The sequence below is a fragment of the Aquabacterium sp. genome, from assembly GCF_044226965.1.
GTDB lineage: Bacteria > Pseudomonadota > Gammaproteobacteria > Burkholderiales > Burkholderiaceae_C > Pseudaquabacterium.
On sequence record NZ_JBGAGA010000020.1, the window covers coordinates 1 to 16,190 of the forward strand.

General features: G+C 72.5%; 14 protein-coding genes. 6 read left to right on the forward strand and 8 right to left on the reverse strand.

Going from position 1 to position 16,190, the window contains the following annotated elements; translation table 11 throughout:
- Positions 1–339, forward strand: a 339-nt coding sequence (locus ACILR4_RS11310; protein WP_395700954.1) for an SDR family NAD(P)-dependent oxidoreductase, incomplete at its 5' end; no start/stop codon positions are given.
- Between the two features lie 108 nt (positions 340–447).
- Here the strand turns inward: ACILR4_RS11310 and ACILR4_RS11315 are convergent.
- The gene (locus ACILR4_RS11315) at positions 448–816 is read right to left on the reverse strand and encodes a nuclear transport factor 2 family protein (RefSeq protein WP_395700955.1); all 369 of its coding nucleotides are present in this window, start codon (positions 814–816) and stop codon (positions 448–450) included.
- A gap of 109 nt (positions 817–925) precedes the next feature.
- Here ACILR4_RS11315 and ACILR4_RS11320 point away from each other — a divergent pair, with 109 nt between their 5' ends.
- Positions 926–1,885 carry a cupin domain-containing protein gene (locus ACILR4_RS11320; protein ID WP_395700956.1) on the forward strand — a complete coding sequence of 320 codons (960 nt, stop codon included), beginning with the start codon at positions 926–928 and terminating at the stop codon, positions 1,883–1,885.
- Between the two features lie 188 nt (positions 1,886–2,073).
- Positions 2,074–2,961, forward strand: a complete 888-nt coding sequence (locus ACILR4_RS11325; protein WP_395700957.1) for a PEP-CTERM sorting domain-containing protein — start codon at positions 2,074–2,076, stop codon at positions 2,959–2,961.
- A gap of 9 nt (positions 2,962–2,970) precedes the next feature.
- Here the strand turns inward: ACILR4_RS11325 and zwf are convergent, their stop codons facing one another.
- The gene (gene zwf / locus ACILR4_RS11330) at positions 2,971–4,434 is read right to left on the reverse strand and encodes a glucose-6-phosphate dehydrogenase (RefSeq protein ID WP_395700958.1); all 1,464 of its coding nucleotides are present in this window, start codon (positions 4,432–4,434) and stop codon (positions 2,971–2,973) included.
- 108 nt (positions 4,435–4,542) lie between these two features.
- Between zwf and ACILR4_RS11335 the strand changes: the two genes are divergently transcribed.
- Positions 4,543–5,529 (forward strand): Bug family tripartite tricarboxylate transporter substrate binding protein, encoded by a 987-nt coding sequence (locus tag ACILR4_RS11335; protein ID WP_395700959.1) that lies wholly within the window; start codon positions 4,543–4,545, stop codon positions 5,527–5,529.
- 42 nt (positions 5,530–5,571) lie between these two features.
- Here the strand turns inward: ACILR4_RS11335 and ACILR4_RS11340 are convergent, their stop codons facing one another.
- From ACILR4_RS11340 to ACILR4_RS11355, 4 genes are read right to left on the reverse strand one after another with little or no spacing between them, the layout of a single operon-like run.
- Positions 5,572–7,593: an amidohydrolase family protein gene (locus ACILR4_RS11340; RefSeq protein WP_395700960.1), complete on the reverse strand. Its 2,022-nt coding sequence runs from the start codon at positions 7,591–7,593 to the stop codon at positions 5,572–5,574.
- Positions 7,593–8,636, reverse strand: a complete 1,044-nt coding sequence (locus ACILR4_RS11345; RefSeq protein WP_395700961.1) for a dipeptidase — start codon at positions 8,634–8,636, stop codon at positions 7,593–7,595. The genes ACILR4_RS11340 and ACILR4_RS11345 overlap by 1 nt, the downstream gene beginning before the upstream one ends.
- A 6-nt stretch (positions 8,637–8,642) precedes the next feature.
- Positions 8,643–9,473 (reverse strand): 2-keto-4-pentenoate hydratase, encoded by an 831-nt coding sequence (locus ACILR4_RS11350; protein WP_395700962.1) that lies wholly within the window; start codon positions 9,471–9,473, stop codon positions 8,643–8,645.
- Positions 9,474–9,488: 15 nt separating this feature from the next.
- Positions 9,489–10,766, reverse strand: a complete 1,278-nt coding sequence (locus tag ACILR4_RS11355; protein ID WP_395700963.1) for a cytochrome-c peroxidase — start codon at positions 10,764–10,766, stop codon at positions 9,489–9,491.
- Positions 10,767–10,897: 131 nt separating this feature from the next.
- On the opposite strand from ACILR4_RS11355, the gene acpA reads away from it, so the two are divergent.
- Complete coding sequence (acpA, locus tag ACILR4_RS11360) at positions 10,898–12,544, forward strand: acid phosphatase (RefSeq protein ID WP_395701032.1); 1,647 nt, start codon at positions 10,898–10,900, stop codon at positions 12,542–12,544.
- Between the two features lie 40 nt (positions 12,545–12,584).
- On the opposite strand, the gene ACILR4_RS11365 is transcribed toward acpA, so the two are convergent.
- Positions 12,585–13,805, reverse strand: a complete 1,221-nt coding sequence (locus tag ACILR4_RS11365; protein ID WP_395700964.1) for an MFS transporter — start codon at positions 13,803–13,805, stop codon at positions 12,585–12,587.
- 26 nt (positions 13,806–13,831) lie between these two features.
- Between ACILR4_RS11365 and ACILR4_RS11370 the strand changes: the two genes are divergently transcribed.
- On the forward strand, positions 13,832–14,662 hold the full coding sequence (locus ACILR4_RS11370) for an SDR family oxidoreductase (protein ID WP_395700965.1): 831 nt from the start codon (positions 13,832–13,834) through the stop codon (positions 14,660–14,662).
- Here ACILR4_RS11370 and ACILR4_RS11375 read toward each other — a convergent pair.
- On the reverse strand, positions 14,632–15,927 hold the full coding sequence (locus ACILR4_RS11375) for a putative glycoside hydrolase (protein ID WP_395700966.1): 1,296 nt from the start codon (positions 15,925–15,927) through the stop codon (positions 14,632–14,634). The two genes, ACILR4_RS11370 and ACILR4_RS11375, sit on opposite strands and share 31 nt — an antisense overlap.
- Positions 15,928–16,190 lie beyond the last annotated feature (263 nt).

Here is a 16,190-nt window from a genome sequence, read left to right on the forward strand (position 1 = left end):
GTGGCGCACGAGAAGGGCTTCGCGACGATGGCGATCTACTCCGGCACCAAGGGCGCGCTGCGCACGATGACGCGGGTGCTGGCGCGCGAGCTGGCGCCGCGGCGCATCCGCGTCAATGCGGTCAGCCCGGGGCCGATCGAAACGGCGTTCTTCGACCGCAGCGGCCTGCCGGCGCAGGCCGTGGCCGAGTTCGGCGCCGGCGTGCTTGCCGCGGTGCCGCTGGCGCGCTTCGGCCAGCCGTCCGAGGTGGCGGCGGTGGCGGCCTTCCTGCTGTCCGACGAGGCCTCGTTCGTCACCGGCGCGGAGTACGCGGTGGACGGCGGCATCGCGCAGGTCTAGCCCACCCCCGAGGCGCCTCCGGCGCCTCCCCCTCAAGGGGGCAGGCGGAGCCGGATCCGCGGTGTCTGCTGGGGTTGCGACCGCTGGACGCGGCGCAACGCGCACAGGTCAGCCGACAATGAATTGGTAGTCGACCGCAATCAGGCCGTCGGCATTGAGCCGCAGCACCTCGAGCCCGGTGGCCAGCACCTCGCTGCTGGCCGGCGCGAACATCTGCCAGTGGAAGGTGACGATGTCGCGCAGCGCCCGCGCGTCCTGCACGGCACGGAAGCGGTGGCCGGCATCGCGCACGTTCTTGTGGTGCGAGCCGGCAACGCGCTCCTCCAGCTGCGCATGGCCGCGTACTGCGCGTGCATTGACGTAGTGCTCGCCATCGAGGGCCCACAGTTCGGCGATCGCGCGGCGGCGCGCCGGGTCGTCGGTCTCGTTCCAGGCCGCGACATAGCGGTCGGCCAGGGCTTGTGCGTCGGTGAACATCGTGGAGTCCTGTTGGATGGGATGCGATAGATCCTAGGTCGCAGGATCTGGACGTTCAATGCCTGCCACGCTAGAGTTCTTGTCCTTTCGTCCAATGTTCAGAACGCTCGTGGACCCACTCGATGACGTGTTCCAGGCCATGCGCGTGGAAGATGCGCTCTATGCCCGGCTCGAGGCCACCGCCCCCTGGGGCCTGAAGACCCGGCGCGTCGACGGCACCGCCCGCTTCGGGCTGATGCTGCGCGGCGGTTGCTGGCTGACGCTGGACGACGAGCCCGATGCGCCGCCGCCGGTGGCCCTGGCGGCCGGCGATTGCTTCGTGATTCCGCATGGCCGGCCCTACACGCTGCGCGACGCGCCGCGCTCGCCCACCGTGAACTGCGTGGACGTGATCGCCGGCAACGTCGGCGGCGTGGTGCGCGTGGGGGCCGACGAAGGCGGCGCGCAGACCAGCATCGTCAGCGGCTGGTTCCACTTCGACCCCGAGGGCGCCGGCCCGCTGCTGGCGCTGCTGCCGCCGCTGATCCACATCCGCATGGACCATGAGCGCGCCCAGCTGCTGCAGTCCACGCTGCAGGTGCTGGCGATGGAGACCACGCAGCGCGGCCTGGGCTCGGGCCTGGTGGTGAGCCGGCTGGCCGACATCCTGTTCATGCAGGCGGTGCGGGCGCATGTCGAATCGGTCGATGCCGAGACCGGCACCGGCTGGTTCGCCGCGCTGGCCGATCGGCGCTTGGGCGCGGCGCTGCGTCGGCTGCACCAGGACCTGGCCGCGGGCTGGACCGTCGAATCGCTGGCCGTGGCGGCCGGCATGTCGCGCTCGGCCTTCGCGCTGCGCTTCAAGGACAAGATCGGCCAATCGCCGCTGGACTACCTGACGCGCTGGCGCATGTTCCGCGCCAGCCACCTGCTGCGCCGCACCGAGCAGCCGATGGCCACGGTGGCCGGCCAGGTCGGCTACGAATCGGAAGCGGCATTCAACAAGGCCTTCAAGCGCCTGACCGGCCTGGCGCCCGGGGCCTACCGCCGGCAGCACGGGGCGGCCAGGGACGCGCTCATGTCGCGTTAGCGGCGCGCCCTTGCCGACAGGCCCGGCGCTCACGTCCGATGGCGGCGCAAGGGAAAACACCCCCCGCAAGCACGGGGTGCCACAGCCCGGCGAGCCCTTGGCGCGCGCGCTGCCATGGTGATAGCTTGCGCACTCGCGATCGCCGGGCGCCAACCCGCCCGGTGACCGGACATCCCCGGGAGTGGACCATGCTGAAACTTCGTCTGGTCGCGGCTGCCGTGTGCGGCGCCCTCTTCAGCCTGCCGGCCGCCGCGGTGCCGGTGATCACGGTGACACCGTGGCTGGCCCCCAATGCCTTCGGGTCACCTTCCTTCGCCGGCGCGCAGACCCATGCGGTCAACGGCATGATCGCCGGCAACAACGGCGGTGGCGTGGCCACCGGCAGCGGGCCGCAGGCCTTCACGCCGCAGACCACCTCGGTCACTGCGTCGGAGGTCATCGTCACCGGCTTCAATTCCTGGCACGGCGTCACCAATCCCGGCGCGACCTTCGGCGCCGCGTATGCCGCGGAATTGGGCAACCGCATGACCTTCGCGCTGTTCATCGACGGCCAAGGCACGCAGTTCTCGATCAGCCAGCTGAGCTTCAATGCCGTGAGCTCCGACCCCGGCAACCTGCTGGGCTTCGGCTTCCCGAATGGCTACACCTACAGTGACGGCTACGTCGGCATCCTGTTCGGTGCCGATGGCAAGCTGGGCGGCGGCGACGACCAGTACGTCACCAGCGGCGCGGATACCCAGCTGGTCGACGCACTGGCCGGTCGCGGCAGCGGCAACAGCTTCGCGGCCTATTGCCCGCCGGCGCCGGCGGTGTGCGACGACGCGGCCCAGGCCGCCGCGATCGCCGATGCGGCCGCGGCCTTCGGCCCCGGCCACGTCAGCTTCACCGGCACCTACACGCTGAACAGCGTGACCGGCGGCCCGCTGGCCAGCGGCAGCGGCAGCTTCGACATCGTGACGCCCGCCAATGGCGTGCCCGAGCCCACGAGCGTCGGGCTGGCGTTGCTCGGCCTGGGGCTGCTGGCCGCATCGCGCGGGCGCAGGCCCACGCCGGACGACGCGTCGACGGCGCCCTGAGCGCCGCGCTCAGCTGCCGCTGCGGTTCGGGTCGCGCCACGCGCGCTCGAACGGCAGCCGCCAGGCGTGCGGCGCGATCAGCTGGTGGATGGACTTCGGCCCCCACGAGCCTTCGGGGTAGAGCCGCACCGGCGGCGGCGATTCGAGCAGCAACTGCGACACCTGCCACAGCCGCTCGATGCCTTCGGCGGTGGTGAACAGCGTGCGGTCGCCGCGCATCGCGTCGAGGATCAGCCGCTCGTAGGCTTCGAGCACCTCGCCGGCCAGGCCGGTGTCGCGCATCGCGAACTGCAGGCTCAGCTTGTCCAGCCGCATGCCGGGGCCGGGACGCTTGCCGTAGAAGCTGAGCGACATGCGCGAGGCATCGGCCAGGTCGAAGGTGAGGTGGTCCGGCCCCTGCGCGCCGACGCCCGAGCCGGGCGGGAACATGCTCTTGGGCGGCTCGCGGAAGGCGATCGAGATGATGCGCTGGCCCTCGGCCATCTTCTTGCCGGTGCGCAGGAAGAAGGGAACGCCGGCCCAGCGCCAGTTGTCGATGTAGCACTTCAGCGCGATGAAGGTCTCGGTCTCCGACGCGGGGTCGACGCCCTCCTCGCCGCGATAGCCGGCGTACTGGCCGCGCACCACGTCGGTGGGCTGGATCGGCAGCATGCTGCGGAAGACCTTGTTCTTCTCCTCGCTGATCGGCGCCGGCTCCAGCGAGGTGGGCGGCTCCATCGCCATGAAGCCGAGGATCTGGAACAGGTGCGTCACCACCATGTCGCGGTAGGCGCCGGTCTGCTCGTAGAAGGCCGAGCGCTTGCCCAGGCCCAGCGTCTCGGGCACGTCGATCTGCACATGGTCGATGAAGTTGCGGTTCCAGATCGGCTCGAACAGCCCGTTGGCAAAGCGGAAGGCCAGGATGTTCTGCGCCGGCTCCTTGCCGAGGAAATGGTCGATGCGGAAGATCTGCTCCTCGGCAAACACCTCGTGCAGCCGCGCGTTCAGGCTCACCGCGCTGGCCAGGTCGGTGCCGAAGGGCTTTTCCATCACGATGCGCGCGCGCTCCACCAGCTGCGCCTCGCCGAGCAGGCGGACCGCCGGCAGCGCCGCGCTGGGCGGCACGCTCAGGTAGTGCAGGCGCCGGCATTCGGTGCCGAAGCTGTGCTCGGCCGCGTCCACCGCCGCGCGCAAGGCCGCTGCGCCGGCCGACAGCGGCACGTAGTCCAGGCTCTGCGCGAAGGCATCCCACAGCGGCTCGGTGAGCTTGCGGCTGGAGAACTCGTCCAGCGCACTGCGGGCCGCGCGGCGGAAGCCCTCGGCATCGAATTCGTCGAGCGAGACGCCGATGATGCGGCAGCCGGGGATGAAGCCGGTGCTCGTCAGGTGGTAAAGCCCCGGCAGCAGCTTGCGCCGCGCCAGGTCGCCGGTGGCGCCGAACAGCACCACCACCTGCGGAAAACGCGGGCCGACGCCCGGGGGAATCTTGGCCACCTTGTTGCTCCTCGGCCACCACGGCCGCGCCGCCAGCACGCAGCAAGTATCGAACCAGCGCGGCTCCGGTAAGCTCGACCGCTTCGCACCACCACCTGCCCGACACCGATGACACGCTTCCACCTTCCCCGCCGCGCGCTGCTGGGCGCCGGCGCTGCCGCCGGCCTGCTGGCCGCCTTCGGTCCGGCCCGCGCGCAGGCCGACCGCACGATCCGCATCCTGGTCGGCTTCCCGCCCGGCGGCGGCACCGACGCCATCGCCCGCATCCTGGCCGACGCGCTGAAGGCCGAGCTCAACGGCGCCACCGTGCTCGTCGAGAACAAGCCCGGCGCCGGCGGACAGCTGGCGGCGCAGGCCTTGAAAGCCGCGGCGCCGGACGGCAACACGCTGTTCCTGAGCCACGACCACAGCATCTCGATCCTGCCGCAGGTGGTGAAGGCGCCGGGCTTCGACCCCGCGCACGACTTCGTGCCGGTGGTGGGCATCGCCACCTTCGTCAATGCCTTCGCGGTGTCCGGCGGCACGCCGGCCAAGAGCTTCACCGACTACGTGACCTGGGTGCGCAGCCAGGGCGGCAAGAGCGCCGTCGGCGTGCCGGCGCCGGCCTCGGTGCCCGAGTTCCTGGTCAAGCTGATCGGCGAGAAGTTCAAGCTCGACCTGGTGGCCGCGCCCTATCGCGGCAGCGCGCCGCTGATGGCCGACATGCTGGGCAACCAGATCCCGGCCGGCGTGGCCAGCATCCCCGACTTCATCGAGAACCACCGTGCCGGCAAGCTGCGCGTGGTGGGCGTGCTGGGCGGCGCGCGCCAGGCGGTGATGCCGGACGTGCCCACCTTCACCGAGCTCGGGCTGCCCGGCTTCGAGGACGTGCCCTACTACGGCCTGTTCGCCCCGGCCGGCACCCCGCGCGCCACCATTGACGCCTTCTCGGCCGCCACCGCCCGCGTGCTGGCCAAGCCGGCGGTGAGCGAGCGCCTCACCGCACTGGGCCTGGCCGTCGGCCACATGAGCCCGGACGTGCTGGGCCAGCGCGAGCGGGCCTACACCGCCACCTGGTCGCGCATCATCAAGGCCACCGGCTTCGTGCCGCAATAACACCGGATCGCAGCGGCCCTGTCGCCGGACCGTCCGGCCCGCTCAGCGCGGCAGCAGGCCCAGCGCCTGCTCCAGCGCCGCCGGGTCGTAGACCACGCCGCCCTTGACGGTGCGGTACACGCGCTTGATCGCGTCGATGTCGGCCAGCGGGTCGCCGTCGATCAGCACCATGTCGGCCAGACGGCCCGGGGCGATCACGCCACGCTCGTGGGCCACGCCCAGCACCTGCGCCGGCAGCAGCGTGGCCAGGCGCAGCACCTCGGCCGGGGCAATGCCGGCCTGCACGTACAGCGCCAGTTCGCGCTGCAGGCTGTAGCCGGCCAGTGCGTCGGTGCCGGGCATCAGCGGCACGCCGGCGTCGTGCAAGGCCTTCAGCAGGCGCTGCAGTGCCGGCAGGGCCTGGCGATAGCTGTCCTCCTGCCCGACCGGTGGCAGCACCGCGCTGCCGGCCAGCTGGCGCCGCGCGTTGGGCGGCAGGCGCGCCGCGATCTCGCGCAGGCCCGGCGCGGGCAGGCCAGGCTCGCCGGCGTACAGGCCCTCCAGCAGCGACAGGGTGGGATCCAGCACCGTGTGCCGCCGCCGCAGCAGCGCGACGAAGTCGGTGAACACCGGGTCATCGAGCCGCAGCGCCTGCAGCTTCTCGGCCACCCGGGTGTAGCGGTCGCGGCTGCGCGTGTCGGCGACCTCGGGCGCGAAATTCAGCACGATGAAGTTCAGGTGCTGGATCTCGTCGGCGCCATCCTCGATGAACTGCTGCGCCCGCATGAAGGCCGGCACGTGGCCGCTCACCCTGAGGCCCAGCGCGTGCGCGCGGTCGGCCACCACGCGCACCAGCGGCGGCGGCAGCGACGAATAGATCTTCACCTGCCGGTAGCCGTGCGCGGCATACCAGTCCACCGCCTTCAGCGCCGCGGCCGGCGTGGCCACCTTGACGTCGGTCGGCCCGGCCAGCGGCCCGGTGCCTTCGATGATGCCGGCCATCAGCACCCGCGGGCCGATCTCGGTGCCCGCGTCGAAACGCCGCACCCGCGCCATCAGCGCCTGGTTGTCGTTGGCCAGGTCGCGCGCGCTGGTGACGCCGGCAATCAGGTCCAGGATGCCGTCGACACCGGAGAAGTGCTGGTGCACGTCCCACAGGCCCGGCATCAGGAAGCGGTCGGCAGCGTCGATCACCTCGGCGCCGGGCGGCGCTTCGAGCCTGGCGTCGTCGTCGACGCGCACGATGCGCTCGCCCTGCACCAGCACGCTCTGGCCTTCGCGCACCCCCAGGTCGCGCGGGTCGAACAGCCGCGCATGGCGGATCAGCAGCGGCCCGCGCGGCCGGTGCGCCAGGCGCTGCGCCAGCGCGGCATGCCAGCGCTCGTCGGCGCGGCGCTGCGCGGCCTGCAGTCGCGCCAGCTGCGGGCGCAGCGCGGCAGGCAGGACCTCGAACCAGTCGTCCACCACCGCGGCGGTGCGGCCCTGCGCATCCAGCCACACCGGCACCGGCATGAACTCGATGCCGCCGATGCGGTGCAGCTGCAGGCGCGGCAGCCCGGCGGGCGCGCCGGCGCCCCCCGCCTGTTCGAGCCAGGCCTCGCCGGCGGGCAGCAGCCGCAGCCGCTGGCCCGGCGCCTTCAGCAGCGCGCGCACCAGCACCGCCTTGAACTCGGGCGGCGCATGAGCCGGCAGGTAGAAGGCGCCGGCCGCCGGCCATTCGGTCTCGCCGGCGGCGGCGCCGTCCTGCCAGCGGGCCTGGCCACCGCTGCGCTCGAAGCGCTCGGCCACCGGCGCCAACCAGTAGTCATGGCCGCTCACGTCATACGTCACTGGCAAGCCCCGCGCGTCAAGCCGCCAGCGCGCGCTGAGCTGTTCGCCACGGCCGCGGTCCTGGTAGCGGAACTCGGCCTGCTGCTCGCCATCGGGCCCTGCGCGCAGCTGCTGCTGGCCGGCCGGCTGGCCATGGATCTGCACGACGGCATCGGCCGGCGCCGCGGCCGCGGCGCTCATCGCCAGCAGACCGGCCAGCAGACCGGCCAGCAGCCAGCCCAGCATCACGAGGGCGAAGTGGCCGCTGCGCCGCATCACCCGCCCCACACGTCGCGCAACAGGCGCCTGAAGTTGCCGCCCAGGATCTTCTCGATGCGCTGTTCGCCATGGCCGCGCGCGGCCAGCCGCTCGGCCAGGCGCTGGAACTGCTGCGGCCCGCACAGGTCGGGCAGGAACAGGCTGACGTCGGCCGTCTCGCCCGGGGCGCCGATGCCCAGGCGGCGGCGCTGCGCGATCTCGTCAGCCAGCCGGGTGCGGTAGCCGGGCAGATCGTCGATCGTGCTGGCGCCGCCGTCGGTGCCCAGGCCCACATGGTCCTCGCCGCAGACCTGCAGCGCATGTTCGAGGTGGGCGATCAGGTCGGCCGCCATCGGCTGGCCCTGCAGGCGCAGGTAGGGCATCCAGTACAGGCCGACCACGCCGCCGCGTTCGGCCAGCAGGCGCAGCTCGTCGTCGCGCTTGTTGCGCGGATGATCGGCCAGCGCGCGGCAGCCGGTGTGGGTGATGGCCAGCGGGCGCCGCGCCAGGCGCAGCGCGTCAAGGCAGGTGCGCACGCTGCTGTGGCTCAGGTCGACCAGCAGGCGCTGCTGCTGCAGGCGTTCGAGCACCGCCGCGCCGAAGTCGGTGAGGCCGCGGTCGTCGGCCACCGTCGCGCCGTCGCCCACCGCATTGCGGCCGTTGTAGGTGAGCTGCACCACGCGCACGCCGCGCCGCGCGAAGTCGTCGATGCGCGCGAGCTCATCGCCCAGCATCTCGGTGTTCTGGAAGCCGTAGATCACGCCGACCTGGCCGGCGGCCTGCGCGGCGTCGATGTCGACCGCGCTGCGCACGCCGCGCAGCGCATCGGCGCGTCGGGCGATCAGCGCGTCCCAGTCGGCGATGCCGCGCACGGCCGCCTCGTACAGCGCCTGGCCGGGGGCCACTTCGCCCAGCGTGATGTTGATCGCGCAGAGGCCGGCGGCCTGCGCGTCGGCGATGGCGCGGTCATCGACCGCCGCGGTGGCCCTGTCCCCACGCGGCAGGTTGGGATTGTCCAGCACGCCCAGCGCGTTGAGGACCGGAAAGCTTCGCAAGGTCATGGCCGCTCACTTCATCTGCAAGGCAGCGCCGGGCAGGTCGATGCCCTGCAGCGCCGTGTGCCAGCGCTGCCCCGGTTGCACCGGGAAGGCCCGCGTCAGCGTGCCGGTGGTGAGGACCTCGCCGGCCGCCAGCGCCGGCTGCTGCGGATGCGCCGCCAGCCACTGCTGCAGGTGCTGCAGCGCCAGCAGCGGGCTGCCCAGCACGTTGCCGGCCAGGCCATGGTCCATCAGCCGGCCGTCGCAGAACATGTCGATCTCGAAGCCGGCCAGGCGCTCGCGCCAGCGGCCGCGCAGGTCCGCCGTCAGGGCCTGGCGCGGGCCGACCCACAGCCCGCCATGCAGGCCGAAGGCGGCCACCGTGTCGGCCGCGGCGAAGCGCCAGCCCGGGAACAGCGACTGCACGATCTCGAAGCCATGCGCCACCCAGCCGATGGCGCCCAGCAATGCCGCTTCGTCCATGCCCGGGCTGACCGGGGCGGCCAGGCCGAACACGATCTCGGGCTCGATGCGCGGCTCGGCCAGCGCGCCCAGGTCGACCGCCGCGCCTTCGGGCGGCAGCGCATGCAGCGTGCTGTCGTAGACATCGCCCCAGATCGGCGCCCACACGCCGTACTCGGCCCAGATGGTGCGGTTGGTGAAGCCGATCTTGCGGCCCACCGGCCGCTCGCCGCGCGCGATGCGCAGCGCGCGCACCTCGGCGGCAACAGCGTAGGCGACGTCCAGGTCGAAGCCCGCGTAGCGCTCGCTCAGCGGTGCGATCGCGCGGCGCTCGGCCGCGGCGGCCAGCAGCTCGGCAGCCAGCTCGGCCGGCGTGGGCATGGGTATCAGGTCAGGCATGGGCCGGATGATCGCTCAAGACCGCGACGCCGCCGGCGGCACGGCGCGCGGATCCGGCAGCAGGTCCGCATCGGTCAGCGTCTGCAGGAACGCGATCACGTCGTCGATCTCGTCGTCGCTGAGCGCGGGCGCGTCGCCGGGCCGGCGATCGAAGGGCGGCTCGGTGCTGACGTTGCCGTGCCAGCGCGGCGGCAGGTCGTCGAACTTGCGCACCCGGCCCTCGACGCCGCGCGGGTAGAACAGCGCCGGCTCGGTGTCGCGCCGGGCGTAGAAGCGCAGCACCTCCTTCAGGCTGCCGAAGACGCCGTTGTGGAAGAAGCGCTGCTTGACGGCGCTATTGCGCAAAGTGGGCGTCCGGAAGCGGCCGCAGAACGCGTCGCGCTCGCGCAGGTCCTGGCGCAGCGGGCCGCACAGGCCGAGGTCGAAAAAGCTCGGGTCGGCATTGGCCGGCAGCGTGCGCAGGCGTGGCACGCCCAGCGCGACATGGCCGAAATCGGTGAACACCGGCAGGCCGCCGTCGGCGCGCGGCGCGCTGGGGTGGCAGCTGGCGCAGTTGCCCTTGGCGGGGTCGTTGAACAGGGCCAGGCCGCGGGCTTCGCGCTCGGTCAGCGCGGCCTGGCCGCGCAGCACCGCGTCGTAGCGGCTGCTGAACGGGTGGAACTCGGCCGGCGATTGCTGGAAGACTTCCAGCGCCAGCGCCACGGCCTGCAGCACCGCTGCGGGATCATCGAACAGCCGCGGGCCGAAGCCGCGGCGCAAGGCCTCGGCCTGCGGGCTGCCGGCCAGCCGCTGGGCCAGCGCGGCCGGCGAGGAGTTGGCCATCTCCTGCGGCGACAGCAAGGGCAGGCGCGCCTGCTCGTGCGCCGAACTGGCGCGGCCGTCCCAGGCGTGGCCGCCGGTCGGGCCGGCATCCTGGCTGTCGTCGCCATCGTCGTCGAAGAAGTGCTCGCTGAACGGCGGCAGGGTCTGCAGGTAGCGCAGGGAAGGTGCAGCGCGCAGCCCCGGCGTACGGCCGTCCAGCCCGGCCAGTTGCACCGGCCGTGCATTCGGCGGGCCGAAGGCAAAGCGCGGGTCATGGCAGCTCGCGCAGGCCACCTGGCCCGAGGCCGAGAGCTGCGGGTCGAAGAACAGCGCGCGGCCCAGTGCGGCCAGCGTGGCGGCATCGGGCGTCGCGCCGCCGGCGCGCGGCGCGTAGGCCGCGCCCTGCCAGGCGGGCGGCGGATTCACGCAGGCGGCCAGCGCCAGTACCAGCACCAGCACGCCAGCCACCGACCATCGACATTGCCACGCCATCCGCACCTCGTCCGCTGACCCATCGGCCGGCGATGATGACAGCCAACGCGCGATGATCCGTCTTGCGCCCCAGGCACGGGACGGGTATGTTGGCCGGCTCACCCGTCCTCCCAGCCCGAACACCCATGACCCTGCCCCGCCCAACCCTGCGCCTGGCCACGCTGGCCACCGCTGCGACGCTGGCCCTGCTGTCCGCCTGCGCCACCCCCGGTGCCGCCGACGCCGACCAGGCAGCCGCCGACAAGGCCGTCAATGCCATCGACACCCTGGTCGTGATCTACGCCGAGAACCGCGCCTTCGACACGATGTACGGCCTGTTCCCCGGCGCCAACGGCATCCCCGGCGTGAACCCGAGCGCCACCGGCACGGTCGCGCCGCAGAAGGACTTCGACGGCGCGGTGCTGCCCACGCTGCCGCCGGCCTGGGGCGGGCTCACCGCGGCAGGCCAGCCGGTGGTGCTGACGCAGGCGCAGACCACCGGCATGCCCAACCGCATGTTCCGCATCGACGACCCGCAGGGCCTGAACGGCAGCGGCGTCGTGGTGGGCCAGCACATCACCACGCGCGACCTGGTGCACCGCTACTACAACAACATGATGCAGATCGGCGACGGCAGCAACGACCGCTTCGCCGCCTACTCCGACGCCGGCGCCCTGAGCATGGGCTACTACGACGGCAGCAGCATGAAGCTGTGGGCGCTGGCGAAGCAGTACACGCTGGCCGACAACTTCTTCATGGGCGCGTTCGGCGGCTCGTACCTGAACCACCAGTACCTGATCTGCGCCTGCGCCCCGGTGTACCCGCATGCCGACCAGTCGCCGGCCAAGGACCTGATCTCGGCCATCGACGTCGATGCGCAAGGCCACTTCCTGCGCCTGACGCCGGCGGCCAATGCGCCGGCTTCGGTGCTGGCCGGCCCGCCGCGCTACAAGCGCGATGGCGACCTGACCCCGAAGGATGCCGACGGCCAGTTCCACACGATCAACACGATGCAGCCCTTCGCGCAGCCCAGCGGCAACGTGCCGGCGGCCGGCGGCGACGGGCGCTACGGCGACCCTGCGCGACCCACCACCTTGCCGGCGCAGACGCTGGCCACCATCGGCGACCGGCTCGATGCCAAGGGCGTCAGCTGGGCCTGGTACAGCGGCGCCTGGCAGTCTGCACTCGACGAAGCGGCGCTGCCCGCCGACAAGCGCCAGCTGATCTACAAGGGCAAGGTGCGGTTCCAGCCGCACCACCAGCCCTTCAACTACTACCAGGCCTTCGACCCCGCCACGCATGCCGCCGCGCGGCAGGAGCACCTGCGCGATTTCGACAGCCGCTTCCTTGCCGACGCGGCCGCGGGCAAGCTGCCGCCGGTCACCTTCTACAAGCCGCAGGGCAACCTGAACCAGCATGCCGGCTATGCCAACCTGGCCGATGGCGACGCGCACATCGCCGAGGTCATCGCGCAGTTGCAGCGAAGCCCGCAGTGGCCGCACATGCTGATCGTCGTCACCTATGACGAGAACGGCGGCTTCTACGACCATGCGCGCGTGCCCAAGGGCGACCGCTGGGGCCCGGGCACGCGCATCCCGGCGCTGATCATCTCGCCGCTGGCGAAGAAGGGCTTCGTCGACAAGACGCAGTACGACACGGCCTCGATCCTGCGCTTCATCACCCGCCGCTGGGGCCTGGAGCCGCTGCCGGGCGTGGTGATGCGCGACACCGCGCTGCGCGCCAACGGCTTCCCGCCGATGGGCGACCTGAGCGCCGCGCTGCAGGCACCGGGCCGCTGAGGCCGCCCGGCGGCCGGCATGGCGGACCCGATGCACGGCGCTACGCGCTGCCGTGGCCTGTGCCGGTGACGGCGGCGATCTGCCGCACCATCCGCCACTGCGACAGCGCCAGCAGCGCATACAGCAGCACCAGCACGTCGAAGCCCGCGCCCATGCCGAAATGCTGGCTCAGCACGCCACCGACCACCGCGCCGGTCAGGCCGCCGGCCGGCCCCGCCATCGACGACAGGCCGCCGCCATGGCCGCGCCCGAGTTCCTTCATCAACTGCCCATAGCGGGTGACGCTGCTCAGCTGCTGCAGCCCGAGCCCCAGCCCCAGCAGCGCGGCGCCGGTCCACAGCCACAGCGGCGAGCGCGCCAGCGCCAGCACGATGGCATGGCCCAGCAGCAGCGCCACCGCCACGCCGTAGCGCCGCTCGGGATGCCAGTGCGCGGTGAGCGCCCCCCCGGCGAACAGCGTGGCGACGAACAGCGCGCCCTGCAGGGTGATCAGCCCGGCCGCCGGCTGCAGCCCCATGCCGAAGTGGCGCACCGCGTACAGCACGATGAACACCGAGAAGTAGGCCACCGCCATCTGGCCGACCATGTCGATCAGCATGGTCCGGCGCAGCATCGGCCGCTCGGCCACCGCGCGGATCTGCCGCTTCACGCGCTGGGCCAGCGGCGTGGCCTCCTGGCCGCGGCCCGGCGGCGCGTCAGCCAACGCGTGGCTGCCCACCAGGTACATGCCGAGGAAGGCCGCCGCCACCAGCGCGAACGCCGGCACGAAGCCGACGCCGGCGATCAGCAGCGCGCCGAGGCTCGGCCCGATGAAGTACATGCCCAGCGTGTTGGCCGCGCGGTTCCAGCCCGCCTTGGCCGGCGGCAGGTGCGGCAGCAGGTGCAGGAACTCGGTGTTGGTGGTGACCAGCCGCAGCGGGATCACCAGCCCCAGGCCGACCACGCACAGGATCAGCTGCCACGGCAGGTGCGCCTGTGTCAGGCCCAGGCCATAGATCGCCGCGGCCACCAGCACGCCGATGCGGAACAGCGGCAAGCTGCCGTAGCGGTCGATCAGCGCGCCGGTGGGCATCGACAGCAGCAGCAGGCCGCCGAACTGCAGGCCGCCCACCAGCCCGATCTGCCACGTCTGCGCATGCAGCTGCGCGCCGAACAGCGGCAGCAGCACGCGCGAGATGCCGTGCGAAGCACCGACCAGCACGTTCAGCGCCATGAAGCTGCCCAGCGGGATGCGGGGGGGTGCGTCGGCCGGCTCGGTCATCGATTCGATTTTCCATGGAGACACGCATGAACGTTCAGCACAAGGTGGTCATCGTCACCGGCGGGGCCTCGGGCATCGGGCTGGCGCTGTGCCGGCGCTTCGCGCAGGCCGGTGCGCGCGCGGTGGTGGTGGCCGACCTGGACCCGGCACGCTGCCAGGCCGTAGCCGACGAAGTGAGCGGCCTGGGCAGCCAGGGCCTGGCCGTGCCCACCGACGTCAGCCGCGAGCCGGCCATCCAGGCGCTGGTGCAGCAGGCCACGGAGCGCTTCGGCCAGGTCGACGTGTTCTGCTCGAACGCCGGCATCATCCAGCGCGGCGGCATGGAGGCCACGCTCGAGCAGTGGCAGCGCATCCACGACATCAACGTGATGGCGCATGTGTTCGCCGCCCGCGCGGTGCTGCCGCAGATGCTGGCGCGCGGCGAGGGCTACCTGGTCAACACCGCCTCGGCCGCCGGCCTGCTGGCGCAGGTGGATTCGGCGATGTACACGGTGACCAAGCATGCCGCGGTGGCGTTCGCCGAATGGCTGGCCATCAACTATGGCGACAAGAGCATCCGCGTCAGCTGCCTGTGCCCGCAGGGCGTGCGCACGCCGATGCTGCTGGGCGCCGACGGCCAGCGCAAGAGCTTCCTGTCCGACGGCTCGGTCTCGGCCGAGCAGGTGGCCGACGAGGTGCTGCGCTGCATGCAGGAGGAGCGCTTCCTGATCCTGCCGCACCCCGAGGTGCTGACCTACCTGCAGCGCAAGGCGGCCGATGTCGAGCGCTGGATCCGCGGCATGCGGCGCGTGCGCGACCAGGCCGAGAGCATCCGCGCGCAGCAGGCTCAGGGCGGCGCCGAGGCGGCCGGCGGCTGAGCCCGCGGCTTCAGCCCGTCGTCGCCGTAGTGGTTGGCGGCGTTCCACAGCATCCAGCCGGCGGTGCCCAGGCCTTCGGCCGCGTCGATCTGCGCGCGGATCTCGGCGGCGCCGAACACGCGGTGGTCGAAGGCATAGTCGCGGAAGGCCTGCAGCCAGGGCCGCAGCCGGCGCGGCGCGACGCCGGTGCGGTCCAGCGCACGCTGCAACGACAGTTGCACGATCTCGCGCGGCGCCGCCACCGGCTGGCGGTGGCCGGGAATGCCGAACGAGAAGCCCGAGGGGTAGAGCATCGGCGAGAGCACGTCCACGTGCGGCACCAGCGCCTCGAGCTGCTGGCCGATGCCGGTGTCGTCCTCGTTCCAGCAGATGTAGCCGAAGACGTCGGCCGCCAGCAGCACGTTGTAGCGCGCCAGCCGCTCGCGCGCCGCGTCCAGGTAGCCGGCGATCGCGGCAACGCGCGTGCCCGGCTCGTCGGCCTGCGAGAACTGCAGGCCCGCGGCGTCCGGGAAGCGCAGGTAGTCGAACTGGATCTCGTCGAAGCCCAGCGCAGCGGCCTCCTCGGCCAGCGCCAGGCTGTACTGCCAGGCCTGGACCTCGAAGGGATCGATCCACGACAGCCCCTCGCGGTCGCGCCAGCGCCGGCCCTGTGCGTCGCGCACCGCCCACTGCGGGTGGGCCGCGGCCAGGCCGTCGTCCTTGAACACCACGATGCGCGCGATCAGGTACAGCCCGCGGCCGCGCAGCTGCGCCATCAGCGCCGGCATGTCGGCCACGGTGATCGGCGCCTGCGGGCCGAGCCCGGCCTGCGCATGGGCGCTGCTGCGGAAGGGCACGACGCCGCTGTCGCCCTTGACGTCGATCACCAGCGCGTCGAGCTCGCTGCGCGCGATCAGCGCCAGGGCCTCGCCGCGCAACCGCACATCGCCGATGCCCCAGGCCGAGAGGTACAGCGCCTTGGGCGCGACCGGCTGCAGCGCGATGGGCAGCGGCCCATCGCCGGCCGGTGGCGCGAGCTGCTGGCGCCAGTAGCCCGGGGCCCGCACCGCGATGGCGGCGGGCGCCGGCGGCGCCGCATCGGGCGGCAGCGGCAGGTCGAAGCGGCCCTTCGCGTCGCTGCGCACGGTGTGGCCGGCTGACGAGAGCCAGGCCCCCGCGACCGGCGTGCCGCTGCGGGCATCGAGCACCTGGCCTTCCACCGCGCCGGCGCCGCCGGCGGCGAGCAGCCAGGCCAGCAGGCACAGCCGGCGCAGCGCCGGCTTCACCAGCCCGATTCGCGCAGGCGGCGCAGCAGTTCGTCGGTCATCGGCAGTTCGCCATCGTCGCTGAAGGCGCCGGGGGCGCCCGGTCGGCACGGGGAGCGCATGGGCGTTCTCCTGGTGGGTCGATGGTGGCAGCATGCGGGGCTTGTGCAAACGCAGCATCAAGCGAAGCGCGCAATGCGTAACGCCGCGTGAACGCTCGGTATCGGTATCGGTATCGGAGGCGGCATCGGCAGCGGCCAGGCTGCGCCAGTGGCCCTGGCCGC

Bases quoted from the DNA above. Each gene is read 5' to 3' on its own strand.
- ACILR4_RS11315 (WP_395700955.1), bottom strand. From the start codon at position 816: ATGTTCACCGACGCACAAGCCCTGGCCGACCGCTATGTCGCGGCCTGG.
- ACILR4_RS11325 (WP_395700957.1), top strand. From the start codon at position 2,074: ATGCTGAAACTTCGTCTGGTCGCGGCTGCCGTGTGCGGCGCCCTCTTC.
- ACILR4_RS11335 (WP_395700959.1), top strand. From the start codon at position 4,543: ATGACACGCTTCCACCTTCCCCGCCGCGCGCTGCTGGGCGCCGGCGCT.
- ACILR4_RS11340 (WP_395700960.1), bottom strand. From the start codon at position 7,593: ATGCGGCGCAGCGGCCACTTCGCCCTCGTGATGCTGGGCTGGCTGCTG.
- ACILR4_RS11345 (WP_395700961.1), bottom strand. From the start codon at position 8,636: ATGACCTTGCGAAGCTTTCCGGTCCTCAACGCGCTGGGCGTGCTGGAC.
- ACILR4_RS11350 (WP_395700962.1), bottom strand. From the start codon at position 9,473: ATGCCTGACCTGATACCCATGCCCACGCCGGCCGAGCTGGCTGCCGAG.
- ACILR4_RS11355 (WP_395700963.1), bottom strand. From the start codon at position 10,766: ATGGCGTGGCAATGTCGATGGTCGGTGGCTGGCGTGCTGGTGCTGGTA.
- ACILR4_RS11365 (WP_395700964.1), bottom strand. From the start codon at position 13,805: ATGACCGAGCCGGCCGACGCACCCCCCCGCATCCCGCTGGGCAGCTTC.
- ACILR4_RS11370 (WP_395700965.1), top strand. From the start codon at position 13,832: ATGAACGTTCAGCACAAGGTGGTCATCGTCACCGGCGGGGCCTCGGGC.